Below are 26,074 nucleotides of genomic sequence, written 5' to 3' on the forward strand. Positions count from 1 at the left end.
TTTATGCCTATAATGCCGAGATGGTGTCTTTGAAGAAACATCCGTACCGGTATTACTTTAAAAAGTATAAAAAAACAGCAGCTCTTGGGCTTACAGCGTTGGCGTTCACCGATGCCCTTGAAATGATCCCCCCACTTTTAATTGGTCGAGCCATTGATCAAATGGCGGGCGGCGCCCCGTGGAGCCAAGTGGTCAACACCGTGTTTATTATTTTTGCCGTGGCCACAGCGTTGGCCACCACTCGTTACTTCTGGCGAATTCATTGGGGACGTTTTCACCACTACGTGGCCGAAGACATGCGCAATCATATATTTAACAAGCTCACTCTACTTGGCCCCAGCTACTATCAGCGCAAACCCGTTGGCGAACTCATGAGCCTCATCAGCAATGATGTGAACTCTTTTCGAATGGCTATCGGCCCTGGCGTATTGATACTCGGTGATGCACTTTTGGGGCTTTTGATTGTTCCGCCAATTATGTACAGCATTTCTCCTGAGTGGACATGGAAGACTTTAATCCTCATGCCTCTCATCCCGCTTTTTTCGGCCAAAATCATTCGCCTTATACACACCAACTACCGACGGCAACAGGATCAGTTTTCAGAAGTGTCTGGGTGCGCACAAGAAATTGTCGCAGGCGTGCGAGAAATCAAAAGCTACGGCCAAGAGTCCACCATGACGTCTCGCTTTAATTTCTTGAGTCGGCGGTACGAATGGGCGTGCAATCAAGTGGCCAAAGTGGATTCATTTTGGACACCCATGATGGAGTTTGGTGTGACCGCTGGTGGTTTTATCTTGTTACTCGTTGGCGCCCCACAGGTGATTCAAGGAGCCGTGACCATAGGCGCATTTTTTGCTTTCTATCAGTATATTAACAAAATGATATGGCCAGCTTCAGCCATTGGTGTGGGCGTCAGTTTTTTTCAACAAGGGAATGCGTCTTTTAAGCGCATACTTGAAGTGCTTGATGAGCCCATTGATATCCCCGACACGGGGGAAAGTGCGCTCCCGCATTTTGAGTCTTTGCAAGTTAAGAACCTGAGCTTCACTTACCCCGATGCCGGGAAAGCTTCGCTATGGGATGTGAGTTTTACTCTTAAGGCCGGCGAAACTCTTGGTATTGTAGGGCGCACCGGATCGGGTAAGTCGACTTTGGTTGACCTTATCAATCGCCTCTACCCTATTCGCGAAGGCTCTATATTAATTAACGACAAACCCATTGAGAGTTACTCGCTCACTGAATTGAGGAATCTGATTTCTTATGTTCCGCAAGAGGCCTTTTTGTTCAGCGAAAAGGTCAGTGAGAACATTGCTCTGGGGCTGGGGTCTTCCACAGATGAAGTGGCGCACTACTCTCGCATTGTCAACTTGGATAAAGAAATTCTTGCCATGCCTGAGGGATATAGCGCCCTGATCGGTGAGCGCGGCGTAAACTTATCGGGCGGACAAAAGCAGCGCCTCACCATTGCACGAGCTTTGATTCGAAAAACACCCATTGTAATTTTGGATGACTCTTTAAGTGCGGTGGATACAGACACCGAAAGCCATATCTTAGAGCGATTGCAATCACAGGCCAAAGGGGATGGCAACTTCGACGCTCAACGCCCAACCACGTTGATTGTCAGTCACCGTTTGGCGTGTCTGAAGTGGGCTGATCGCATTTTAGTGCTCGATGCCGGACGAGTTGAGGCTGTTGGCACCTATTCGGACCTATTGAAAGCCTCAAAGACATTTAAACAACTCCATCAATTGCAGAACCAGGAAATCAACCGTGCAGAAGCCCATGCCTAGTAAGGATTCTCACCGCACCACAAATCAAGCCGCAGGTACGACCCGTCGGCTGTGGCCCTACATCAAACGCCACAAGGGTCTAGCCTCTGTGTCGCTTGTTTCAGTGATTCTGTTTGCCGCCACCGGCCGGGCGATTCCTCTGGTTTTTGGCTTTGCCATTGATAAGGGCATCACCCAAAAGAACCTTAACCTTGTGTACTATGCTGCTGCGGCCTACCTCATTTTGGAGTTGAGCCGATCGGGATTTGCTTTTTGCAAAGACTATTTTATTGCTCGCCTTGGAAACAGGGTTTTATTTCAGGTTCGGGAAGACCTCATTCGCCATGTTCAAAATTTACCAGCAAGATTTTTTGACCAAACTCCTGTGGGTCGAATTATCACACGGGTAACCAACGACGTTGTCAGCTTGCAAGACTTTTTTCATGATGGCGTTAACTCCATGTTTGTGATGTCTTTAGAGCTGCTGACTATTTTGGTGGCCCTAGCCTACATATCTTTACCATTAACTTTGATTATTATTCTCACTCTGCCACCCGCCCTCTGGATGTCTTTAAAAATCAGTCGACAACTGAGAGCTGATTTTCGCGAAGCCAAGAGCAAGCTGTCCACAATCAATGCGTTTACCGCTGAGAGCCTCAACGGAATGAAAATTCTGCAGCTGTATAATCGAGCGCCCCACACGAGAGAGAAATTTGCAGGTTACTCAGAAGAATACCGCGCCCTGCAAATGAAAACAGTTAGAGGTTTTGCCAAACTTTGGCCCATTCTCAGTTATTTTGATGCACTGACTGTGGCCTTGTCATTGTTTTTTGGCGCCATCTTTTTCACTCGGTCACAAATAACCATTGGTGAGCTGTCGGCTTTTTTGCTTTTGGCTCAAAGTTTTTTCAAACCCGTGCGAGCTATCCTTGAACGGTTTAACCAGTTTCAAAATAGTTTGGCCAGTGCGGATCGTATTTTCGCCCTTATTGACGAACCAGAAGAAATTTTAGAAGGACAAAGGTTTGCTACAACTCCTCTCAAGGGCGAAGTGGAATTTAAAAATTTAACTTTTAAATACGACAAAGAAAGCCGGCCCGTACTTAAAAACATCAACCTAAAAATCGCACCAGGAGAAAGTGTCGCCCTAGTGGGACGAACTGGCAGTGGCAAGTCAACAATGGTTTCGCTGTTGCAAAAGCTCTATAACTTTGAAGATGGCGATATACTGGTTGATGGACAGTCACTTTCAAAGCTCTCTACTCAAGAGCTGAGGCAACGCATTGGCGTGGTACGGCAGGATCATTTTTTAATTCGAGGAACCATCAGAGACAACATCAGTTTGTACAACGAAGAAATTTCTAATGATGCCATTTTTGAAGCGGCACTTAAAGCTAACTGTGACGACTTGATTCAACGAAGCGGACATGGGCTCGACACACTTGTCGAAGAAAGAGGCGCAAATTTAAGTGTGGGTGAAAAACAGCTGATTTCTTTTGCACGAGTTCTAGCCTACAACCCGGACATTCTCATACTCGATGAAGCCACCGCAAATATCGACTCTCACAGCGAGCAACTCATCCAAGAAGCCACCATAGAGGCTACCAAAGGGCGAACAAGTATTATCATAGCACACAGACTTTCTACCATTCTCCACTGCGACCGAATTGTGGTTCTACACGATGGCGAAATTGTCGAAATGGGCTCTCACCAGAAACTGATGGAAACAAAAGGTAAGTATTGGGAGTACCAGAATCAATAGGTACCTGCTTCCTTTTGTGGCGATATAGCGTCATTGTTGGAGAGCCCATTTACTTTTGAACCTCGTGTGTAATGAAATTTAGTGACAACGTGTTGCCCAGCAATTCGACCATGAAGGCAGCCTAAGTCACTGACACCATCAACCGCAGTCTACAAATCTCGCGGGCCTTAAAAAATAGTCAAGATTTTGGGCTATTCTCAATGTGAGAATACGACGACGCGAACTTTGTTTTGATGAAGTGAACTTTGGACCAACAGGGATTTATACCGTTGCTAGCGCTAAAAACACCAACTCCGCCGCCGGAGTTGGTGTAACTGGCCAAAGCTCCGCCCCCCTTGCCTTCAGGTGTCGCCAGACCTTGTGGACCCCTAAAATGCTGTTTTTACACAATATTTTGAAGTTGGACTCCTTGACTATATTAGGATGAATCCAAATTTAGTCTTGACTATTTTTGGATTCATCCTAATATAGTCATATGAATAAGCCGAATCGTAAGCCCATTCCCCGCTACTTGGACACCATCATAACCAACTTGGCTCTTGACCACGGCAAGATGGCCTTTATTTCTGGTCCAAGGCAGGTGGGCAAAACCACGATGGTCCAACTGATTGGGCAAAGCTTTGAACAAAGTGTCTATAAAAACTGGGATCAAACCGAATTCAAGCGGGTTTGGGCAAAAAGTCCTGATCAAATTGCCGAAGAATTTGATCTTTCGAAAATTAAGGAATCGCGGCTCTTGATCCTTGATGAAATCCACAAATCAAAATCATGGAAACAAAAGCTCAAGGGTCTCTACGATACTCGAGGCGATAGTTTCTCAATCATCGTTACTGGTAGCGCCCGACTCAATATTTACAAAAAGGGTGCAGACTCCCTCATGGGCAGATACTTCAACTTTCGTCTACACCCTTTCTCCCTTCGCGAAGCTCTTGGGCTTGCCCCCAACTCGCCAGAATTAGTAAACGAAACACTCTTTTCTGGCAGACCCGTAAAAAGTCCCAAAGGGTCCGTAGCTATACTCAATGAGCTAATGGACTACGGTGGTTTCCCAGAACCTTTCTTGCGAAAAAACAAAGCTGCTGCACGACTGTGGCGCCGAGGTCGGAATGAGAAAATCGTGCGGGAAGACCTAAGGGATCTTTCTAGAGTTCAAGAGATCAGTCAGATTGAAACCTTGATAAGCCTTCTACCAGAGAAAGTCGGCAGTCCACTTTCGGTTCAATCACTGCGTGAAGATTTAGATGTAGCCCATGACACTGTGTCTCGGTGGCTTGGATACCTGAAAGAACTCTATTTCTTTTTTGAAGTTAAACCGTTTTCTAGGTCCATACCCCGCTCACTGAAAAAAGAAGGTAAGATCTATTTTTATGATTGGTGTGAGAACACTGAACTTGGAGCCAAATTTGAGAACCTGGTAGCTAGTCACCTACTGAAAGCCTGTCACTTTTGGGACGATAGTGGCCTGGGGCAATTTGGACTGCATTACCTTAGGAACAAGGAAAAAAAGGAAGTGGACTTTTTGATAAGCAAAGATAGTAAACCATGGTTCACAGTGGAGTGCAAAAATGGAGACACTGCCTTGGATACAAACTACCAGAAGTTTTCAAAGTATACTAAGTGTCCACATCTCCAGGTGGTATTCGAACCTGACGTCTTTCGAAAAGTCGATGAGCAAACCGCGATCGTGGGAGCCGACAGATTCTTGGCCGCTCTGGTCTGATTGTAAGGTGCCTTACCTCAACCGGCTCACCCACGGCTCTCCCAGATTAATGCAAGGCACCCTGTTGGGGGGGATAATTGGATCTGACAACCTTAATTGCGGAAAATGTGAGGTATCAGCTCTTCTAAGTGATTAGTGATTAGGATTAGTACCTGCTTCCTTTTGTGGCGACATGGCGTCATTCTTGAGGGCGTTACTTGTTGACCAATTTTAATGCCCGAAAATGTTTGATGAGGGCACGCCGCCCCTATCCACATTGTTATCATTGGTCCGATCATCGACCACCCTCCGGGCAAAACCGGACTCGAGGATATCGTGAGCTGCGTTTTGACCAATGGTACGGGTTTGCAGCAGAGACAAATCATGCCACGAAAACCCTTTATCAATTCCTCAGAATTTCCATTTCACATTACTGCTCGGTGTATCAACAAAGAATGGTTTCACCTCCCAATGCCGGCAGTTTGGACGGTTATGGAAAACTACCTCTACTTCATTCATCACGAATACAAAATTATCCTTCATGCTTTTGTGTTGATGACCAACCACTTTCACCTGATTGCCACCGCACCAGAGGCAAATATCAGCGAAGCCATGAACTACTTTATGAGAGAGACCAGCCGAAATCTGACTGAAGCCTCTGGAAGAATTAATCAAACCTACGGAAGCCGCTTCTTTCGAACCTTGATCGAGTCGGAGCACTATTACCAGCACGCCTATAAATACGTTTACCGAAATCCTGTTGAAGCTGGACTTACAAACAAAGTCGAAGACTATCCCTACAGCACCCTTCATGGATTGATGGGGCGAAGTCACACACTAATTCCGACCACTTACGACGACACCCTTTTCTCAGACCTAGAAGCCACACTCAAATGGCTCAATCAACCACCCCAAAGAGATGACTTAAGTGCGGTTCAATCTGCGTTAAGAAAACGAGTCTTTAAGCTGCCAAGATCAACCACCTACGGTCAGCATCCACTCTCATATGAAAAATATTAAAGAACAAGAAGGTACCTGCTTCCTTTTGTGGCGACAATGCGTTAGGCAAGCCCACCAGACTGGCGTTGCCATTCTCTTTCTGGGCAGGGCACAGTGATTTGTTGTAGAAGCAAATATGTTCGTCGCACAACAAAATAATGAACTCTATTTCGAGCACAAACGGTTCCGTGCCAATTGCACAGCCCAAGGGATTTTGAACATACCTTACTTGGGGTTGCCACAGTCCGTGACCACATCCGAAGTCGATACATGGCCACTCGGGCCGGCGGTGGCGCTGGCGGGGGGCTTGCACAACGCATTGTCACCATAAAGCAAAGCTGTGTGATCCCAAACTTCTAACGCAACACATGTACCTTTACCGGTACCTTTACCCAGATATCCTTTCCGACACTCGATATGCGCCCTTCGGGTTGACGGCTTGCCTAACGCATTGTCGCCACAAAAGGAAGCAGGTACCTTTAGTCGGCTAGGGCTTGGTACTTGGTGTAGGTGCTTTTTGCTGTGCTGGCTTGGCCTTTCCACTTTTTGGCTTCTTTGGCGTAGTCGGCTTTTTTGCCTACCCATTTGCCTTTTTCGGTGACGGCTTGTTGGTGCTTTTTATCTATCTCTTCGTTGAGTTTTGCCATCTGAGCCACTTGATTGTCCCAATCGTTAAGCTCTTGTTGAATTTCAGCCACTTTTTGGTCGTAGGCTTTGACGTTGAGTTCTCTTTGTTTTTTGTTTTTCTCTAGCTTTTCTAGAAGCGCTTTAACCTCAGCTATTTGCTTATCTTCAGTGGCTATTTTTTCTTGTTCTTTTTGCTTCATAGCATTCAGTTTCACTTGCATGGCAGCCAATGTTTTTTTGTTTTTATCCACATTTTGCGTGTTTTCTTTGAGTTGCTTTTTTAATGTCTTCAACTCTTTAATGGCTCCATCCGCCGCAGTTACATTGCCTTCTGCGATGTCGAGGTTATCCTGATACTGCTTGTAGTTGGCTTCGCTATTTTCCATGTTGGTTTTCAGTTTTTCAATATCGCCCTCGATTTCTGTCTTGGCATGTACCGTCACAGATAAAAAACTTAAAGCCACTGCGGTTAATACTATTTTTTTCATTTTAAATACCCCTTTAAATCTTCAAATTACTTTTTCTTAGTTTTGGTTGTGTAGTTCACCTGACCGTATTGCGGACAGTTATTTCTTAATGACGAACGGTATGCACCGATCTCGTCTTCCCAATACTCTCCATCAAATTGCCAATTCATGATTTTCTTTGGCTTGATGCTTGAGGGCACCCGGTTAGGACCAGCACTTTCGCCTCCGGCCACTTGATACCGGATATTCTCCCCTGCGCCGGAATAAACTTCATAACGTAAGAACTCGTTGTTCTCGATGATTTTGTCCATCTGGCTACGCATAGTTCGAAGATGCGCCACTAGGGCTCGACCCGCGGCCTCTTTAATTTTGTAATTTTCTTTTTCTAAATTCTTTTCAGCCACCGTTCGAAACTTTGCAAAAGCCAAGCGACCTTCTTCATAGGCCTTCAGTTCGAAATAAAGGTTGTGAGCCAATTTTTGATCGTTTCTTAAGTTGGCTTTCCACTGATTCACATTTTGTATCAGAGTTTTATCGGTTTTGGCCTTGGCGATATTAGCTTTATTCTCTTTGATCCGCTTTTTGGCCTGCTGTAGTCGCCACAATACGCTTTTTTGATCCTTACGAATCATGCCATTGATGAACTTGTATTGGGCCAACTCGTCCACTTTTGTATTCAAGGCGGCCTGAGCATTTAGAAAGTCTCTTTGTCTGGCCACTTCTCGAATCACTTGTGCCGGCAAACCATTAACAGCTTTTCCGCTATCACCGCTTCGGATGTACTCGGCCACTGTATCATAGTAGTCGCGAGCCTTTTTCTTGGTTTTAATAAAACTATCTGCCGACGCTAGCCAACTATTGTGTTGCCGCTCCAGCTGAGTCAGTGTCCTGTAAGCATCACCAAACTGACAGATATTGATATAACCAATGGTTCTAACCACGTAAGACTCTGGTTGATACACGTAACGAAAGTAGGGGGAGTGCAAGGAGTACATATTACCAATAGCTCCGGCAAAATCACCCATTTGAAGTTGCGTCCAGCCCAACTCGATTAACCCCTGAATCCAAAATGAGTTGTTTTTGGCAATTTTTCGGTACTCAAGGTCAGCTGTTTTAAATTCATTTTTTCTAAAATGAATTCGCCCTAAGTTGATCGCGATCAGTGACTCTAGTTTAGGGTCATTGTGGCCTGACCTGGTCATCCAATCCCGAGTGGATGCCATCATTTTAGCAGCCTCAGTGGCATTGCCACGAGAGTATTGACTGATCGCCGCCAAATATTGGGCGTGTGCATAAAGATCTGTAGAAGTTGACACCTTTTCAGCAAAGGTTTGGGCTGTCTTAAATCGGTCTCGGCGGTAGTTGGATTTTGCCATAATGTAATTGGCAATATCCTGAGCCTTTGCCGTGATCAGGGATTTGTTTTTTAAGCCTTCAAGTAATTGACCCACTTCCACTTCGTATTCTTTAGGCAATTGATCCACAATACTTTCGACCGCACCGGCCCCATAGTCAGCATCTTCAGCTGCTATTACTTTGGTCAGGCGATTGACGGCTTCTGAGTGAAAGCCCATTTCGTGGGCGCACTTGCCCAAGTGATAGTTGGCCTCTTTAAAATACTTGGGACTCTTTTCAAGTTCAAAGAACATGCCCGATACGATATGGCACTTGCCGCCTTTTTTATAAAGTATCATGGCCGTGAGCATTTTAAGCTCATTCTCAGTCATGGGAACCAATGGCTTCTCGGCTTCCAATGGAATTTCGGTTTTCATCGCCACATCCACTTTGTCAATGCGCCGCTGAGTCACCACCTTACCTAGACCTAGGTTTTTCGGATCAAGAATTTTTGGTCGCGTTACCAAAGTGATTTTTTTCTTTGTCCATTTATCAAGTTCACTTTTGCTGACCATTTTTGGACTGGGCAGGGCTTCTGGAGTTTTGTATTTATCGAGATTCACCTTTAGGTTTGACGGTACCAGGTCACCCTTAGTGATACGTGGCTCTTCGCCAATATCAAGAAGAGGAATGTGCTTTTTTGCAATTCTAATAACTTTGGTTTGGCCCTTTTTCGTTTTCACTTCTTTTTTGGTTGTCAGATAGAATTGGGGCACACCAGCCTTGGTCCTTTGTAAATCCGTGGTGCCGACACGCCCTGGGCTGACCTGCCTTAAAACTTCCGCCGAACCGATCGCCTTGCTAGTTTCACTGATAATGGCCTTGAAGTTGCTTTTCTCTTCTGATTTGTAAGCCGGCATGTTGGTTTTTAAGTCGGCGACTATTTCTTGCTGCTTTTTTTCTTCAACCTGTTCTGGGGTCAATGTGGCCGTGGTTGCACTTGCCGTAGGCTTGACGACTTCTGGGTTCTTCGCCACCGCGGGTGCCGGAGTGTTTCCTCGGTACTGATTGAACTTGTGCTTGGCTGTGTTCCAGAAGGCGCGAAATTTCACTTTGGCTGTGTCCATGGCTCCTTCAGGAGGCTCAGGAGTCGTTTTTGAAACACTCGGTGAAACCACCGAGTCCATGGGTCCGTCAGCCACCATTCTGGCATGGGCTAGCGTCAGCCCGAAACCTATATAAATGGCAAAGACTAATCTTATTAAATTCACTTCTGACTCCTTGGAGAAAAGAAGAACGTTACACCAATCATGAATGTGGTCGTATTATTTAACTCGCTCTTAGCGATGTTTTTATTCGGGTTACTGTTGTAAACAAGCAACTCTTGATTGTACCAGCGGTTGTGAAGATCGGCCCGGAGGGCAAACTTGGGACTAAAGAAAAAGTACTGAGTAACATCTAGAGAAAAAGCCATCGCCGAGGCACTTTGAGTGCGCTCATCAATGCCGCCAGTGGGATCAACTTCGTACTTCTGTTCGAAGTTAGCAAGACCAAGCCCTGGAGAAATCTGCATATCAAAGTAAATAATTTTTTTACCCAAAAGACTCATTTTTGCATATACAGGAACCCAGTTGTAATTGACTCCTAGATAGCTGGTCGGTGTGTTGTAGTCCGGCAGAACGTCGCCGCCAGATTGTCCCATAAAGCTCTCCGTTGCTTTGCTCCTTCCAAGCATGGAGTTAATGTAAGTCAGCTGCACACCATGCCGCTCGGTAAAATAATAGTTCCCAATGATCCCCAAGTTCTGCCCGGAAGAGAATGTCTCGTTAACCACGGGACCGTAGAGAGCACTCACGGCAATCTTTTTTTCTTTTGTGTAAGCCCGGTTCTGTACCACTGAAAAGTCGGTGTCCTTAGGGGCCCAATACTTTTGCTCGAGGTCAGAAATGTCCAACTTATCAGAGGACCTGTCCGTAGCTTTTGGACTGGCTGCATCTTTTGCTGCCGGCTTTGAGGCTGCGGGTTTTGTTCGCGAATATTGAGCTGATTGAGCCAGGGCGGAACTGCTGAATGCAAATCCTGCTGCCAAAATAGCCAATAGAGTTTTTTGTTGCCACCTAAGTGGAGTATCTTCTAAACGCATCTCGCCCCCCGTTTGGCGTTGCCGAAACCCGTTCTTGTTAAAAGTGCACCCGTTTTAAAAAAACTAGTTGGTGCTCTTAAATAAGAATGGATACGTCACAAGCACAGAGGTCCCACCTTTTGGTTGTGGAAACCTCCAACCTGCTACGCGCCGCAAGATACATCCCTCAACCATGGCGCTGTTGAGTGTTGATAAACCTATAGTCTGAGTCACCACTGAGCCTTGAGCTCCAATGGTGAAGTTCACTAATACTTTTCCATACATGTCTGGACTGGCACTGAGTTGTCGCTCATAACAGTACCGAATCTGTCCCAATTGAGACTTGATCACACGAGAGATCACATCGCGATCCAAACCACCTTCAATTTCAGTCTCTTCCTCTAGTATTCCCACTGTGCCCGTACCGACACCACTGGCACTAAGTCCTCCGATGCCAGAGACTGAACCTGTTTGGCCACCGCCACGTCCTTCAGTTCCGACACCAGCCACCTTATAGGATGTGCCCGTGCCGACACCGGAGGCTTTCGCTACCTTGCCAAGACTTCCAACAGATGCGATGGCTCGTCCAGCATTGGGAGAGTCCGCCGCCACGCCGGTCGCCTGTACCAGTGTGGCTGTTTTCGCAGCCCGCTTTGAAATTTTACCTAATAGCTGTGATAGACCCGCTGTTTTAATCTTTGTGATCACCTGTTTCGTGGCTGATTTTGTCACTTTCTTGTCGCCACCCGCTTTTTGTGACTTAACCGGCTGAACAGCGGCCACATGTTGAGTGTTGGTTTCAATGGTCTTTCTGAGTTTTTGTGCCTGTTGTCGTTTTTTGCGAACGGCTTTGGCATCAAAAATCATTCGAGAATATTTGTTGTCTTTTGGTTTTACAGCAGCAAACTCTCCATCGGGCTGAGACGGAGCCAGCATCACTAAACCCGTCACGATCAACAATACCACAAGGGCTGCGCCCATTGGTAAGCGAAGGCTGGGATCAAAAATCCCCTTCACTCGATCTTCAACCGTGGCCCGGACTTCTGTACTCTTAACCAGTCGTTGTTGAACTTCGGCTTCGCCAAATGTGGTCTTTTGCCAATGGCCATCTTTAGGCGCTGGCAAACTGTGGGGCTTTCCACCGTGTTTAAATATAAATGGTTGATTGGGAGCAAGTATTTCTGTTGTCACTACAAATCCTGCTTTTCGCACGATCACCTGATGATAAAGCTCTGCGCCCATGTCTGATTGTTTAGTCAGATCCACATCTTTTTTGAACAGGTCACCTTCAATCACTCGCGGAACAATTTTAAGTGTATGACCACCAATACGGACCACCGTGGTCGAAGTCAGATCATACTCAACAATGGGCTTTTTCTTGACCCATGTGCCATGCTCGCTGCCCATATCGCATAGAACCCATCGATCTTTATTGTATTCAAGGATCGCATGGACACCGCTTACGCCATCACCTAAAAGGCGAATATTTGCATCTCGAGTCGCACCAAGCACGGGCATTTCGTCCGTTGACTTAAACCTGTGTCGACCCACAAATTTATTCTTAAAGTGATGTTCTAATTCGAGTTCTACACGCTTCATCGGTTTACCTCAAATGCTCCACAGAATTCTTAATATCTTTATCAAATTGCTTTCGAATTTTATAAAGGGGAAGAAAATCAACCCCTCGTTTTTGATGTAAGTAGGCTCCATCGGGCGTTCTCGCCTCCCCATCAATTTCAGCGGCATCAAAATCTACTTTCTGGGTCTTTCGATACTCTACTTTTTTTGCCAAACCCAGTGAGGGCGACAATACTATGGCCAATATTATCAGAGGTCTCATTTACTCCTCCTCAATTTACGAGAACTGTTTTGCGAAACTTTCTCAGGGCTCGTGTTTTTACCTAACAAAGCTTCAAGAGATGTGATTTTTTTATCCAAATCTATATTTGAATTGCCGGCGAGCCGATTCTCACTCATCATGACTTTTATCTTTTTGTATGCAGCAAGGGCTTGCTCATAATCTTTTTGTTGAACTTCGTAAATTGAAGCTTCTCGTAGGCGATACTCCAAAGTGCGTGGATAGGTTAAAATAGCCTGCTGCAATGTTTTTAGAGCAGCACCGTAGTCGCCCTGAAGTTCATGACACTCCGTCAAACCCTCAAGCGCCACTCGGTGGTTCGGATCTTGTGAAATAATCTTGTTGAAGTGATATTCAGCTTTAGCCGGCTGTTGATCTCGCAAATACACTTGGCCCACAAATGTATGAGCGGCAACAAGGTCTGAGTCTAAATCTATTGCCTGTTGAAAGCTCTGCATTGCGCCACCATACTCTTCAACACTCCAAAGGACTCGACCTTTTTGGTAATGTAGCAGTCCCAAATTGGGTGACTTTTTAAGTGCAAGATCAATCATCCAAAGGGCTCTTGATGTATTTTTATTGGCTTCTGCAGATAAGCTCAGGTAGTAAGGACCCCATGGGCCTTGATGGTGCTCTTGGCTCAAAAAGTTGCCCATATCTTCCACTGATGACCACTTGCCTTCACGCACGCAGTTGTTGGCTAGCTCGACGACCTTCTTCCAGGATTCATTTTTCCAGCTTCTTCGGCGATTAGGGCAACTAAAAGCGCCAGATGCAGATATTTCACCAAGGTTTTCTGATTTTACTTGTTTTGTATATACAAGGGACCTCTCATTCTCAGCCTTTTTTGCAGAATGAGCACAGCCAAAACTAAATATTGAAAGAACCAACATGGCGATTAAATTATTCATCATGATCCCACCGCCTCTTTAAACACCGGCACTACTATGCCCGGCTGACTGAACTTAACTAAAGACTCTTTCTTTGGTCTCATATTCAACTGATCAAGCTCACCTTGAATTTTTGGAACAGTACCGTCGTGCAACTGCAGTCGACGGGCCTCGTTGAGAGCTTGGGCCATTGTTTGAACACTTTTTTCTTCCATTGGAATGGCCAAATTATCAATTTCTGCTCTGAACGCAGTTTCTTCTTCTTGCGGTACACCCTCTGGTAAAGGCATCGTCCTAATGGCTGTAACGTAGCTTCCGTAGAGATGAGCTAGCCGACGAAGGGCTTCAACAGAAGACCCAGGATCACCATATCTAATGACAGCTTGATAGGCCGTTTGCGCTTTTTCTAGTTTTTCGGTCTTAAGCGCCAACACCAAGTGAACCCGTTCGGCTTTTGACTTTAAACTTTGTTTATCAAACTCTTGCTCAAGAATTTGCGCTTGCATCATTCGCGCTTGGGCCTTGGCATATGTCGAAGCTGTTCCATCCATATTAAGGACCTTCTTCGCCATCGCAAAGGCATCGGTATATTGTTTTTCAGCAAACACCTTTTCAAGTATTTTGAGTTGAGCCAGGCTGGCTTGAGGTTGAACACCCAGTGCGATCAAATTCTCAAGACTTTGCTGGTGGGCGCGAACATTCCCCTTAGCTAGCGACAATTCTTCTACTTTAGCTAGGGCATGGGCGGCATGTTCGCCCTTCAATGACGCGACTTTTTCAAACAGTGCCATAGCGCCATCGGTGTCGCCTTCTACCAACAAATAGTCTGCTGCTAACGACAACCACTTGCCTGCGTTTTCTGAATCTTTTGCCGCCAATACTTTAATCACTTTCACACCCCGAGACAGCTCGCCCATGGTCTCGTAGGTCTCAGCAGCCTTGACCAAAGCGTCTTTCGCCTGCTTTGACTCAGGAAATTGTTCGGCAAACCGAACAGCGGCATCGGCTCCACCCCAAAAATCTTCTAATTGAAAATGAATCTGCAATGCATTCCAATAGGCTTTTTCTGCAAGCGTTGATTTAGGGTTTTCTTGTGCAAAATCTTTGTACTGGCTCATCGCCATTTTCAAGTTGCCCGATTCTTCAAGCTGCTGAGCCTGTAAGAAGTAAGACTGTTCGTAGATCTTTCGAAGTTTAGTTATACGATCTTGAGCTAACTTCGCTCCCATTAACTTTTTACTGTAATTCTTAAGACCCTCATAATCTTTTTTCAAATTCAGAATATCCAAATAGAGGTCTTGTGCCTTCATGCCTTTTTCAGTTTTAGCAAACATGTCACCGATGCTTACAAAAATCGGAGCCGCTTCGTCATATCGAGCTTTCTCATAGGCAATAATACCCATCTTGAATTCCACATCAAGACGGTAGTCGCCCTTGGGATGAGAATCTATGTACTTTTTAGCAAACTTTTTAAATAGCACCTCGTCTTCGCCATTCCACTTATCATTTACTGCTTTTTCTAAGCTAACAATGGCACCATATCTTGAATCATGACCGAGTTTTTCTTCTTTGGTGTGCTGTCCAACATGCCAGTATTGCTCACTGGCCATGCGGTATTTTTTACGCTGAAACAGGAGTTCTGCATAAACGAACCGGGCCTCGTGGGCTTCTTTTGAATTGTCATCGTAGCGCAGGTGAATTCGAAACGCGTCTTCCGCCACATCGGCGAATTCAGGGCCGTTGGGATTCTTCTTGTAAATCTTAAGCCACTTTGTCGCGAGCTTTAAACTTGTGCCACTCACCCGGCCAGCACAAAGACCCATTGGAGTGTCTTTAGTAGGTTGCCCGTTTTCATCAATAATTTTCTCTGGCTGTGAATCTAGCCAGCGGCTGCCTTTTTGGCAAACTTCGCCTAACTTTTCCATTTGTCGCACGGCAAGCTTTTGATCTTTCATTTTTTCGTAGTTCCAGATTAATTCTTCATGAATTTCAGGAACACTGGCCGACTTTGGCCGATTATCGATAAAATCTTCTAAAACAATGCGTCGATCAGAATAACGGCTATGTCGGTCGTACAGGGTGGCCAAGCGCAGAATAATGGGAGCCACGTCCAGTTGCCCAGCCTGACTTTGAAAATAACTGAAGGCTTGTTTTGCCGGCAGCACATCTTCGTAAAAGATGGTCATATCCAAAAGCGCTTCTTTTCTTAAATCAAGGCGAGCATCGATATTGTTTTGTTCCACATATCGACCATACTCTACGACCGCCTCAAGCTCTTTAAGGCCATCCATTGGTTGATGGAGGTTGTAGTAAGACCAAGCGGCCTTGTACAAACCATAGGGATACACTCTCGACTGAGGGTATTTTTTGATGGCATTAAAGTGGTCCAATGCAAATTTAAATTTCTGACGATCAAAATTAATTTCACCAATGGCTAAATGACAGTCTGCCACCAGTGGAGAATAACTGTGATCTTTTACAATCGTCCAATATTTTTTCTCGGCTTCTTTCTGCTGGCCGAGCTGCTGGCGGGCAAAGCCATTGTTAAAAATAACTAGATCCATTTTTCTATAGCGAGGAAAACGTCTTTCTATTTTTTCGTATATATCTATGGCTTGCGTGATGAACTTTTTAGATGAAGCCTTTTTTACGAGAGCTGGCGCTGCTTTCACCACCGTGTCAGACTGCCGATTCAGCTCTAAAAAGCGGTCTGTCTTTGATCGACGCATGTAGAGCTCTGCTAAACGAAAATGCAAATCGGGCTCAATGGGTGATCCTTTATATTTTCGAAGAAGCTTCTGAATTTGCTGGACGGCTTTTTTCTCACTAGTTGAAATCAAGACTTCAGCCTGCAGAGCCCTGAGGTCATTTTCTTTTTCATTGCCCTCAACCAGCTTTAATTCCTCAAGACCAGTCTTCACCTTCGGCTTTTCAGCGGCACGCACCTCTCCCCAAATTGAAACCAAAAGCGCTCCTAACAAGACGCCCAGGGTTCGGTTTGTTTTAAGAGTTCGTATCGCGTTCATCATTATATTAACCATTCCTTCTTATTGATTAGCCATCGTCGCAAGCTTCATATCTGCATAACCAGCGAGCGACGACGTATACATCACTTTCTTCAATAATCCGTAATCTAGGCCCTGATCGGCCAACATCACAATTTTTCCGTCAAACTGAAACTCAGTGTTTTGCTCAGCAATGGCTTGTGCCTTTTTTGCTTGTTCATCCAATGCCTGAAACAGTCCTTTAATAAAATCGGGATCGTTCGCCTCTGTCGAGTTCACCTCAAGATGCCCTTCGTTCATGGGGACAATCTTTTTATCATCCACATAGATGCCATCTGTCGCTACCACTAGGCGGACGGCTTCAACCGGGTCCGTATAGCTCGATGAATGAGGAAGTTTTAGTCCTTCATGAGCGGTGACATGAACGGCACTTGTCGAGTAGCTTTTTAACAAAAACACAATCATAATAGTGAACATGTCCACCATAGCTGTGAGCTGAAGAATGAATGTGGATTTGCGATTGTTTCGCTTCATTGTTTCAACAGCGCGTCTCATTTTATCCCTCCACCACGTTGGCAAACACCACGTCAGGAAACATCACATCTGTGGCTACCATTTGTCCTGTGGCTCCATCTTGAATTTGAACTTGCTTAGCTTTATCTTTTATAGTTCTTGCTTCATCTATAACTTTAACGATTTGCTCATAAGAAATGCCCTCTTTTGGAAATAAATCCAGTCGAAAAGTCTTAGGGTATTTTTGTTTCACTACCACCAGGGCTCCCTGCAGACCCGTTAAATCCCACTCTCCGGCCGTTTTTGGCAATTGAGTGCGATTAACCACTCGGCCATCTTCGGAAACCGTGAGTGAAAAGCCCTGAGCCTGGTCCATTTCAAGCTTTACTAATATTTCACGTTCTTTTTTGTTGCGATCTTGCTCGATAGCTTCTTGCACAGCCTGAGGCAATGCCGTTTCAATGATTGTGATCTGCACAAACGCCACGGACAGCAATAACATAGGAATCAGAGTCACCATGAGCGATAACATGGGAGATAAATCCAGCTCAAAGGTGGCTTCCGAATCACTGTTTAAGTTTGCTAAACGTGAATTCTTCATATTAGTTCGCCTTTGCGTTAGGTGCCGGTGGTTCGTTTTTTGATCGACCAGCTATTTCAGACTCGCCAAGGTTTTTAGGAAACGCTACGGCTTGAGCAAATGGCTGGTAGTGTCTTGTTGTCAGTAAATCAACTACTTTAGATGCATGTTCTGAAACCTCTTCGAGCAAGTGATTTTGCCGTGAGTGCAAGAACGAATAAACAACCATCGTAGGAATAGCTACTGATAAACCAAGGGCTGTGGTGTACATCGCCATTGAAATACCTTGAGCCAACACCAATTGCTTTTGGGCAGGGTCAGCATCACCGACAGCGGCAAAGGCCATGATTAGACCAATAATCGTACCCAATAAACCCAGCAGAGTGGATACGTTTGCAATCATAGAAAGGTAACCCAGTCGCTTACCAAGATTAGGTATAATTTCTGATAGAGCAATGTCTAGGCCAGTGTTAATACCTTCATCATCGCGATCCGCTCGCTCTAATACACCCTTTATTGTGTGAGCCAATGGCGATTTGTCGTTAGCAGAACAAAAGGTAATGGCCTCATCAATTTGGTCGTTCATTACCAAACTAGTAAGTTGCTTCATAAACTCTTGTGTTTTAATCGAATAGTCAAAGTACAATACTTTCACCCGTTCGACGATTAGAGCCAGTGATACCACGCCCATCAGAACAATCAGATAGGCTGGAATACCGCCATCCACTATAATAGAACCGATATTTGTCATTTGGTTACCCCCATGTTTTAAATAACCATACTTAAAAAATTGCTGGTTCCACAGCTCAGATAAATCAGGTCAGGAAGCCGTCGCCTATGCGGCGCTCGCGTCGTGCATGGCGTATCCGGGTTGCGGCACGTTAGTGACGCAATCCGAAGACGACATGCGGCCGAAAGCGTCAGCCGCATAGGCGACGGCTTCCTGACCTGATTTATCTGAGCTGTGGAGCTCTGCCATTGAGGGTAAAATCGAATTACATGTACACCCTCAAAGCTTAAACTTCAGTGATCAGCTGTCGCCCATCACTTTTTTTGTTTTCGCTCTTCCGTGTACATGTGCTTTGAGCTGATTATGTCGCCCTAGTGCCGTACTATGCGGCTTCCTGGGTTTTAGCATAATCTTGCAGAAACTTCTGTGTATTCGAACTGATGTTTTTAAACTTCAAACCATACATAAGAGGCGCGTTTTTATCTTTAACACCACCAACAAATTTCTTACTTACAACTTCACAAACCGCATTAAATGGTGGGACACCGTCGCCAGGCTTAAAATGTAAAAATAAGCTCTGACCCGGAACAAGCATGGAGTTGTCCATGATTACACCCGCACCGCCGGCGCTGATTTCTACGGCATGCCCCTTCCACACATTTTTATTATCGTGAACGATAATGGATCCACCAAACTTAGCTCTTCGATGGCGCCGTCGAAAGAATACTTCTTTGATTTCAGGCATCAGTGTATTTTGCAGTTTCTGAATATTGGCTGTCTTAAACGCCTCGATTTCAGCAATTCGCACCCAAGTCTCCAAACCTGAATGCCAGGCAAAATCAAATTCATACACCACTTTTTCTTGTAGCATACGAACAACATCGGGATACGAAAAGGGTCCAAAACGATTCTCTCCCTTTAAAACGTACCAATCATAAAGCATGTATTCGGGCTGGCCGGCCTCGGCCACTTTTTGTTTTAACTCCTGCGGAACATCTTCAGATACGGCACTCACCTCAGGCTGAGCCTTGGGCTTCGGCGGTGCCTTCGGCCGAAACTCAGAAAGTTTTTTCGAAATCACTGCATGCTCAAGAAAAGCTACCCAATCATTAGCCTGCTCATCGAACAAATAGTCCATAGGGCTAAGTTCACTTGAACCTACTTTTTGCACAATTTCATCTATTGAGTACGGACCCTGTTGCTCGCCATTGTGTGATATATAGAACTTCGCCATAGTCTTGACCTTTTAAATTTCGAATCTAAATAATTCTTTACGTTTATCTTCAAGGGGACCATCGGCGGTTTCGCCCCCTGACTTAAGACTGAACTGGGGATTTTTTGGGATATTGACCAATTTTTCTGTGTTTTGCGCAATAATGAGACAACACTTTGAGAAATGTCTTTTTTTTTGTTGAACTAGTAAACGGGATTCATCGAATGCCGCAATCAAAGTGTTACCATAGGCAACATTTTATGTTAGAGGTTTAGGGTGCCACACTCAAAAGAAATACATGCCAAAATCATTGAAGTAGCCCGAAATCGGGCCTCTTCCCCATCACCATTGATCGCCGTCTTTGACCTGGATTCGACTTTATTCAATGTGACTCAGAGAACTCAACGCATCTTGCACGATTTTGCAGGCGATCCAGAAATGCAAAGGCTCTACCCCAATGAATGCGCCCAATTGAAGATCAGCGAAACCGAACATACAGATTGGGGCATACGACAAACACTGGTGCGATCAGGCATTCGCTCTGAGCTGTTGTTTTTTGAGGCCGTGCGCGAGTTCTGGGCAGAACATTTTTTTAGCAATCCCTACCTAGATTGGGACATCCCCTACACCGGGGCCGTTGATTTCACTCGATCAATTTTTGAAGCTGGAGCGCGGATCATGTACCTCACCGGTCGCGACCGGCCCCGAATGGAAACTGGAACGATCACAGGACTCAAAAAATGGAACTTTCCCCTTGTGAACCCAGTTTCAGATTTGATTATGAAACCAGACCGCCACTTAAGAGATGAATCCTTTAAGGCCAGTGAGTTAGAAAGATTTTGCGCAGAGGATTCAGACGTTTGGTTTTTCGAAAATGAACCCGTCATCATCAATCACGTCCGCAGGCAGTGCCCCAACGTGAATCTTGTTTTTATTGATAGCGTCCACTCCGGGAGAGAGGCTTCGCCGGCTGACCTACCAGTCATTCAAATGCACTACACTTTGAGTGATTGATCGCCCTCGCAGATTTTGACGCAAAGCAATCAATGACACTATATGCCGCAGAGGAAAGAATATACACACACTAAATATAGTGATTTGCTCTCTCAAAACCTATTTATTCGTTTTAAGACCTACTCGCTGATTGGGGTCCAATCAATTGCCATATGTTATGTTTACAACATCTATATTACTTTTCTACAATTCACTCAGAGACACACTGAACCGTTCATTGGGGGGACATATGGCTCGGATTTTAGCCTTGGGGATACTGACTTTGGTAACCACCTTTTCGCTGATTCAACCGCTGTGGGCTAAAAATGAACTTCGAGTGATGTCGTACAACGTGGAAAACCTATTTGATACGGCCCATGACGAAGGTAAGAGTGATTGGGATTTCTTGCCAAAAGGCTACCCTGGAAAAAAAGAAGGCTGCCTCACCAAGAGCCCTAAGTATCGAGCCGCATGTTTAAACGGAGATTGGACAGAAGACAAACTTCGTCTCAAATTGGATCAGATTAAGAAGGTGGTGTTGCAAGGTGAGCGCCCAGATATTTTAGCCATTGAAGAGGTTGAAAACGAAGTTGTGTTAAAGCGATTGGCACAAACCCTGGGCTTTGATCAGTATGTTCTCGAAGAAGGTCCCGATCATCGCGGCATTGACGTGGCCCTCCTTTATGACAGCAGTTCTGCAAATTATATCAGCCACCGTGTCCACCGCTTCAAAGGTGATGAATTTGACCAAAAGCCCACTCGCGACATCCTCGGTGTGTATTTTCAACTGGACAGCCAAAATGTTCTCGCCGTCTATGTCAATCACTGGCCCTCACAAGCGGCCCCAGCAACCAAGCGCTTCAAGGTGGCGCAAGAGTTAAAAAACATGATGGAAGAAGACCGACAAAAATATGGCAAAAACTTTCACGGAATAGCCACTGGCGATTTCAACACCGTTGATAGCGATTGGCCCCATCCCCATAAGGGTGTGCTCGAGAGCCGAGCCTGGAAAAACTATCTTTTAGATCTTCGTGAACTGGCTGAAGACCGTGGAAGTCTTAAAAATGGTCAGCCTCTTGGGACTTATTTCTTTCCACCGAAAATGTCGTGGAACTATCTGGACAAATTTTTTGTCACACAAAATCTGTTTGATAAAAACGGAGTGGAAGTCGTGTTGAGTAGTTTCAACGTGCGGGCTCCTGAGTTTGCAGCAGACACTTATGAGTACCGAAGAAAAAACCTACCCCTTTACGGTTCAAAGGTTTCAGGCGTTCCATTAAGATACAATCACAAAGCCACATCCGCCACAAAAGCCGGGTTCTCAGATCACTATCCCATCGAGATGAGGATTAAATACTAAAGAAGTAGGTAATCTTGGCAGCTCGCATCCCACACGATGGTATCGCGAGTGACTTTGGCTTTGTAGAGGGCACTGTCAGATTGCTCAATCACCTCTGCTAGTGTCGGGCCTGGGTTTTTAGAATCACCAACGGTGTATTTTGCTACTCCAATAGAGATTGTCACTGAGAACTCGTCTCCCCCAGTGGTGGGCCTGAAGCGGAGCGATTTAATCTGGCTATGAATCCGTTCCACAATTTCATGGACTTTGCCATAATCAGCCAGGTTTAACAAAATCACAAATTCTTCACCGCCTGTGCGAAAGGCCACATCTGTAGCCCGTAATCCATCGCGAATACCTTGGGCAATTCCTCGAATAACAACATCTCCTGTGGGATGCCCATAGGTGTTATTGATTCGACTAAAATGATCAATATCCATGGTGACCACATAGAGGTCTTGTGTGGGTGGTGTCGACACTCGCTGATCGAAAGCCCTTCGATTGTGCAATTGAGTGAGTGCATCGGTCTGCACGGCCTGCTCGAGGGCCTGTTCGTAAGCATAATGCTGCTGAAGAATGGCTAAAGCCTTGTCAGGACTCAAGCTCATTAAAAGGTCCAATCTCATTCTTGGCTTCATTCCTGAAAAAGGATTCATGGCGCCAGAACCAGGCTTTTCAATTAGGCTCCAGGGCTGCGGCGAGAGTAAATCGGCGGATTCTGTGGCTTCGGACGTATCTGGGCCAGAGGAATCCCCATCATTTTGAGGATATCCCTCAGATGCCAGCAGCAAAGCTATAAAAGCCAACACGATTGGCCATTTTACGTCAGAAATCAGCATAGATTAGACCTCTTACTTGACCTTACAAGATCTGTGCCGGTACACAAAAGAAGTGGGAACCATAACCGTAGTCATTATCACTAAAAATGAAGAATGCAATATTGAGAGATGCCTTAAATCTATCCACGATTGGGTGGATGAAATTATCATTATGGATTCTCACAGTACCGATCGCACACCTGAAATTTGTAGATCTTTTGACAGGGTGACCTTTTACGACACCGATTGGCTTGGTTATGGAGCGACAAAAAACCTCGGCAATTCGAAAGCTCATTCCGATTATATCCTGTCCTTGGATGCCGACGAGGCTATTTCAGAGGAGCTAAAACAGGAGATTCTTCAGCTGCAACCTCAGCTCGATGGGACAACCGCCTTTTACCTCAATCGTTTAGTTAACTACTGCGGCCGCTGGATATACCATTCGGGTTGGCATCCAGACTACCAGCTTCGGCTCTTTCCCAAAGCCACAAGCCACTGGAACGAAGCCAAAGTTCATGAAAAAGTGATCGTGCAGGACAATACTCAAACGAACCGACTAAAAAGCCCCCTTTATCACTACACATATCACACTCTCAGCGATCACCTTGAGCGCCTCAACCTTTACACATCCCTCGATGGGGAGCGCCTTGCTGAATCCAAGAAGAATTTTTTAGTGATTCGAGGGTTGATTAGCTTTTTCAGTCGATTCCTCAAACACTACTTTCTTAAGCGCGGGTTTTTAGATGGCTTTGAAGGGTTTTGTATTGCTTCGCTTTCAGCGTTTGCTGGGTTTGTCCGATATCTTAAAGCGTATCACCTTAGAAAAGGCATACGGTAGTGGGAATTAACAGTGAAGAAGTATAAAAAACTTCTGCTCGTTCGGCTTGATCGCATGGGTGATTTGGTTCTCACTTTGCCGGTGGACTCCCATCCGGATTTAAAGGACACCGAGTGCTTTTGGATTATTCCAGTGGGCCTAGATTTTATTGTACAAAATAGGCCGTTTCGAACCATCACCAAAAAATTGAGCTTTTTTGATTTTTTTCGATTCGTTAAGTGGCTTCGGCAAGAGAACTTCTCCGCCAGTGTGGTGTTTCATGCACCATGGTGGATGAGTTTGGCCCTTTTTTTGGCAAGAATTCCCTGGCGGGTGGGCCCCTTGAGTCAGTGGCATTCGTTTTTGTTTTTTAACAAAGGGATTCGTCAAAAACGAAGTGAATGCCAGTACCACGAGTTAGACTACAACTACCTACTTCTTGAGCAAGGATTGGATCTGCAAAAATTGCCCCAACACCTGCCTTTGGAACTTCACGCGGAGCCACCAGAGAATTTATCTCCACGCAGTTACGTGGTGGTCCACCCTGGTATGGGTGGATCTGCTCGCAATTGGCCACTGGCTTATTATAAAAACTTGATTGAGTCGCTCAGTGAGAGCACCTCGGTGTTTGTTACAGGCACCAATATGGATCGTGAATGGTTGGAGCCGCTCAAGAAAAACACTAAGGTAAATGAAAATATAAAATGGTTAGATGGCCAGCTCAGCGGGACGGACCTCTTGCGCTTGCTAAAGGGTGCAAAGACCGTGGTGGCACCGAGCACCGGAGTGCTTCACCTTGCTGCGGCCCTTGGTGTACACACCATTGGTATATTTAGCCCCATTACTGTTCAAAAACCCGATCGCTGGGGACCAAAGGGCCCAAGAGCCCTCACGATAGCGCCAGCCGTCGACTGCCCCGGATATTTCAAATGCATCGGCGAAAAATGTCCACACTATGATTGCATGGAAAAAATCGATATAGGCCCTGAGATGATTTTATAAGCGGCTACGACAAACGGCCCATGGCAAGACTGAGCGATGCGGCAACCAAAGCATGGTTGATACATCCTGTTTGAAATTGATTCATCAACCACTGTTTCTCAACCAGCTTCACCTCAAGGTCTTCAAAAGGATCAAGACACGGTTTTGCTGTTAATTCACATCCCGTGGCCAAGTACGTGAACACCCGATTGGTCTGAATGGCTGGATTGGGATAATGCATTCCGAGGGCTTCAATTTTTTTAGCCACATAACCCGTTTCTTCTTCTAGTTCTCTTAATGCCGCGGCTTTAGGGTCTTCTCCGGGATCTGTAGCACCGCCGGGAAACTCCATAAACCACTCATCAGCGGCATGCCGATATTGATTCACCATGACCACCTGGCCATCAGCGGTCACGGGCACCACGTGTACCCAATCACAAAATTCAACCACATAGTAACGGGGCATGACCCGGCCATCAGGCAACTCGCATTTATCTGTACGGAGACGAAAAAAACCGGCTTTATGAATTTCGTTGGATTCTAAAGTTTTCCATTTTTTCATTTGCCGCTCAATTTCAATTGTTCAGCAAATAGAGGCAAATAAAAATATCGATCGTGTTGGGCCTCGTATCTTGTCCAATCCGACTGGTTTTCCAATTCAGATGTCATAAACGAAGCTACTGAGTTGATCTTGCTGTCAAATTCATCAATCATAGCCACTACCAAGGCCTCTAAAAGTTTTGGTCTTTTCGGAGAGCCATACTCTAACTTGCCATGATGGCTGAGAATAATGTGTTTACAAATATCACGTTGGTCTTCAGTGAAGTCAGAAATACGCATGGACATCTTATCAACTAGTTCACAGGCAAGAACCATATGGCCGACAAGGCGTCCGCGTTGGGTGTATTGAAAACCGTCCTCTACCGACAGCTCCCAGATTTTCCCGATGTCATGAAAAATAGCACCAAATAATAAATAGTCATAATTTAAAAAAGTATAATGCTTAGCTAAAAAACTCATAGTTTGAGCAATGGAGAGAACATGCTCCAGTAGCCCGCCCACATAGGCATGGTGAATGGTCTTTGCTGCTGGCGCCTTTAAAAAGAGTGGCCGAACTTCTTTATCTGTTAAAGTTTCAACAACCAAAGCTTTAAGGGCTGGGTCCTTCATTTCGTCCACGAGCTTTTCAAGGTCGGCCATCATTGCTTCCACTGGGCGTTTGGCCGATGCCATGAAGTCATTCAACGAATATTCTGATGATTCTGCTTTCCGAATTTGATGAACCACCATCTGCTTTTTCTTTTGGAAAACTTGAATATGACCTTTAACAAAAACAAAGTCTCCCTCGTCAAAGGCGTGTACAAATTCGTCCGCTTTTTCCCAAACTCGGCCGTTGATCGACCCTGTAATATCGCCCAAATACAAATTAATGTAGGGCTTACCGTTTTTATCAGTCAGATAAGATTTATCTTTGACCCAAAAAACTGACTCTATATTTTGTTTTTCTACAAGCTGATTTACAAATTGCTTGTTTGCCTCATTTAACGATGCCACGCT

At 45.3% G+C, this 26,074-nt stretch carries 22 protein-coding genes; 8 read left to right on the forward strand and 14 right to left on the reverse strand.

The annotated features are described in order from the left end of the window. Positions 1 to 29: 29 nt before the first annotated feature. From H6626_08850 to H6626_08865, 4 genes are all read left to right on the forward strand, one after another. Positions 30 to 1,790: an ABC transporter ATP-binding protein gene (locus H6626_08850; GenBank protein ID USN46324.1), complete on the forward strand. Its 1,761-nt coding sequence runs from the start codon at positions 30 to 32 to the stop codon at positions 1,788 to 1,790. Beyond that, a complete protein-coding gene (locus H6626_08855) occupies positions 1,783 to 3,531 on the forward strand; it encodes an ABC transporter ATP-binding protein (GenBank protein USN46325.1) in 1,749 nt (582 codons plus the stop codon). The genes H6626_08850 and H6626_08855 overlap by 8 nt, the downstream gene beginning before the upstream one ends. A 475-nt stretch (positions 3,532 to 4,006) precedes the next feature. Further along, positions 4,007 to 5,251: an ATP-binding protein gene (locus H6626_08860; GenBank protein USN46326.1), complete on the forward strand. Its 1,245-nt coding sequence runs from the start codon at positions 4,007 to 4,009 to the stop codon at positions 5,249 to 5,251. Between the two features lie 315 nt (positions 5,252 to 5,566). Beyond that, a complete protein-coding gene (locus H6626_08865; protein ID USN46327.1) occupies positions 5,567 to 6,250 on the forward strand; it encodes a transposase in 684 nt (227 codons plus the stop codon). A 458-nt stretch (positions 6,251 to 6,708) separates the two neighbouring features. Here H6626_08865 and H6626_08870 read toward each other — a convergent pair whose 3' ends face one another. From H6626_08870 to H6626_08920, 11 genes are all read right to left on the reverse strand, one after another. After that, positions 6,709 to 7,344, reverse strand: coding sequence for a hypothetical protein (locus H6626_08870; protein ID USN46328.1), 636 nt, complete (start codon positions 7,342 to 7,344; stop codon positions 6,709 to 6,711). A gap of 26 nt (positions 7,345 to 7,370) precedes the next feature. Then, entirely contained in the window at positions 7,371 to 9,929 is a 2,559-nt protein-coding gene (locus H6626_08875) for a hypothetical protein (protein ID USN46329.1), read from the reverse strand. Next, on the reverse strand, positions 9,926 to 10,801 hold the full coding sequence (locus H6626_08880; GenBank protein ID USN46330.1) for an outer membrane beta-barrel domain-containing protein: 876 nt from the start codon (positions 10,799 to 10,801) through the stop codon (positions 9,926 to 9,928). The genes H6626_08875 and H6626_08880 overlap by 4 nt, the downstream gene beginning before the upstream one ends. Positions 10,802 to 10,864: 63 nt before the next feature. Further along, positions 10,865 to 12,379: an AgmX/PglI C-terminal domain-containing protein gene (locus H6626_08885; GenBank protein USN46331.1), complete on the reverse strand. Its 1,515-nt coding sequence runs from the start codon at positions 12,377 to 12,379 to the stop codon at positions 10,865 to 10,867. A 4-nt stretch (positions 12,380 to 12,383) separates the two neighbouring features. After that, the gene (locus H6626_08890; GenBank protein ID USN46332.1) at positions 12,384 to 12,620 is read right to left on the reverse strand and encodes a hypothetical protein; all 237 of its coding nucleotides are present in this window, start codon (positions 12,618 to 12,620) and stop codon (positions 12,384 to 12,386) included. Continuing rightward, entirely contained in the window at positions 12,617 to 13,552 is a 936-nt protein-coding gene (locus tag H6626_08895; GenBank protein ID USN46333.1) for a tetratricopeptide repeat protein, read from the reverse strand. The genes H6626_08890 and H6626_08895 overlap by 4 nt, the downstream gene beginning before the upstream one ends. Then, positions 13,549 to 16,557: a hypothetical protein gene (locus H6626_08900; protein USN46334.1), complete on the reverse strand. Its 3,009-nt coding sequence runs from the start codon at positions 16,555 to 16,557 to the stop codon at positions 13,549 to 13,551. Before H6626_08900 ends, H6626_08895 begins: the two co-directional genes overlap by 4 nt. 18 nt (positions 16,558 to 16,575) lie before the next feature. After that, positions 16,576 to 17,088: a biopolymer transporter ExbD gene (locus tag H6626_08905; protein USN46335.1), complete on the reverse strand. Its 513-nt coding sequence runs from the start codon at positions 17,086 to 17,088 to the stop codon at positions 16,576 to 16,578. Between the two features lies 1 nt (position 17,089). After that, positions 17,090 to 17,647 (reverse strand): biopolymer transporter ExbD, encoded by a 558-nt coding sequence (locus tag H6626_08910; GenBank protein ID USN46336.1) that lies wholly within the window; start codon positions 17,645 to 17,647, stop codon positions 17,090 to 17,092. 1 nt (position 17,648) lies between these two features. Beyond that, on the reverse strand, positions 17,649 to 18,377 hold the full coding sequence (locus H6626_08915; GenBank protein ID USN46337.1) for a MotA/TolQ/ExbB proton channel family protein: 729 nt from the start codon (positions 18,375 to 18,377) through the stop codon (positions 17,649 to 17,651). Positions 18,378 to 18,738: 361 nt separating this feature from the next. Further along, on the reverse strand, positions 18,739 to 19,590 hold the full coding sequence (locus H6626_08920) for a DUF4339 domain-containing protein (GenBank protein ID USN46338.1): 852 nt from the start codon (positions 19,588 to 19,590) through the stop codon (positions 18,739 to 18,741). Positions 19,591 to 19,845: 255 nt separating this feature from the next. On the opposite strand from H6626_08920, the gene H6626_08925 reads away from it, so the two are divergent. Together H6626_08925 and H6626_08930 are read left to right on the forward strand one after the other, a co-directional pair. Then, on the forward strand, positions 19,846 to 20,583 hold the full coding sequence (locus tag H6626_08925) for an HAD family hydrolase (GenBank protein ID USN46339.1): 738 nt from the start codon (positions 19,846 to 19,848) through the stop codon (positions 20,581 to 20,583). A 229-nt stretch (positions 20,584 to 20,812) separates the two neighbouring features. After that, positions 20,813 to 21,922, forward strand: a complete 1,110-nt coding sequence (locus H6626_08930) for a hypothetical protein (GenBank protein USN46340.1) — start codon at positions 20,813 to 20,815, stop codon at positions 21,920 to 21,922. Here H6626_08930 and H6626_08935 read toward each other — a convergent pair. Next, positions 21,919 to 22,740 (reverse strand): GGDEF domain-containing protein, encoded by an 822-nt coding sequence (locus H6626_08935; GenBank protein ID USN46341.1) that lies wholly within the window; start codon positions 22,738 to 22,740, stop codon positions 21,919 to 21,921. The genes H6626_08930 and H6626_08935 overlap by 4 nt on opposite strands. A 16-nt stretch (positions 22,741 to 22,756) precedes the next feature. Here H6626_08935 and H6626_08940 point away from each other — a divergent pair, with 16 nt between their 5' ends. After that, complete coding sequence (locus tag H6626_08940) at positions 22,757 to 23,557, forward strand: glycosyltransferase family 2 protein (GenBank protein ID USN46342.1); 801 nt, start codon at positions 22,757 to 22,759, stop codon at positions 23,555 to 23,557. Positions 23,558 to 23,569: 12 nt separating this feature from the next. Next, the gene (locus H6626_08945; GenBank protein USN46343.1) at positions 23,570 to 24,538 is read left to right on the forward strand and encodes a glycosyltransferase family 9 protein; all 969 of its coding nucleotides are present in this window, start codon (positions 23,570 to 23,572) and stop codon (positions 24,536 to 24,538) included. Between the two features lie 4 nt (positions 24,539 to 24,542). Here the strand turns inward: H6626_08945 and H6626_08950 are convergent, their stop codons facing one another. Both H6626_08950 and H6626_08955 read right to left on the reverse strand, forming a co-directional pair. Then, positions 24,543 to 25,079 (reverse strand): NUDIX hydrolase, encoded by a 537-nt coding sequence (locus H6626_08950; GenBank protein ID USN46344.1) that lies wholly within the window; start codon positions 25,077 to 25,079, stop codon positions 24,543 to 24,545. Further along, positions 25,076 to 26,071: an HD domain-containing protein gene (locus H6626_08955; protein USN46345.1), complete on the reverse strand. Its 996-nt coding sequence runs from the start codon at positions 26,069 to 26,071 to the stop codon at positions 25,076 to 25,078. The genes H6626_08950 and H6626_08955 overlap by 4 nt, the downstream gene beginning before the upstream one ends. Between the last annotated feature and the right edge of the window lie 3 nt (positions 26,072 to 26,074).

This window comes from Pseudobdellovibrionaceae bacterium (assembly GCA_023898385.1).
In the GTDB taxonomy this organism is placed as follows: Bacteria; Bdellovibrionota; Bdellovibrionia; order Bdellovibrionales; family UBA1609.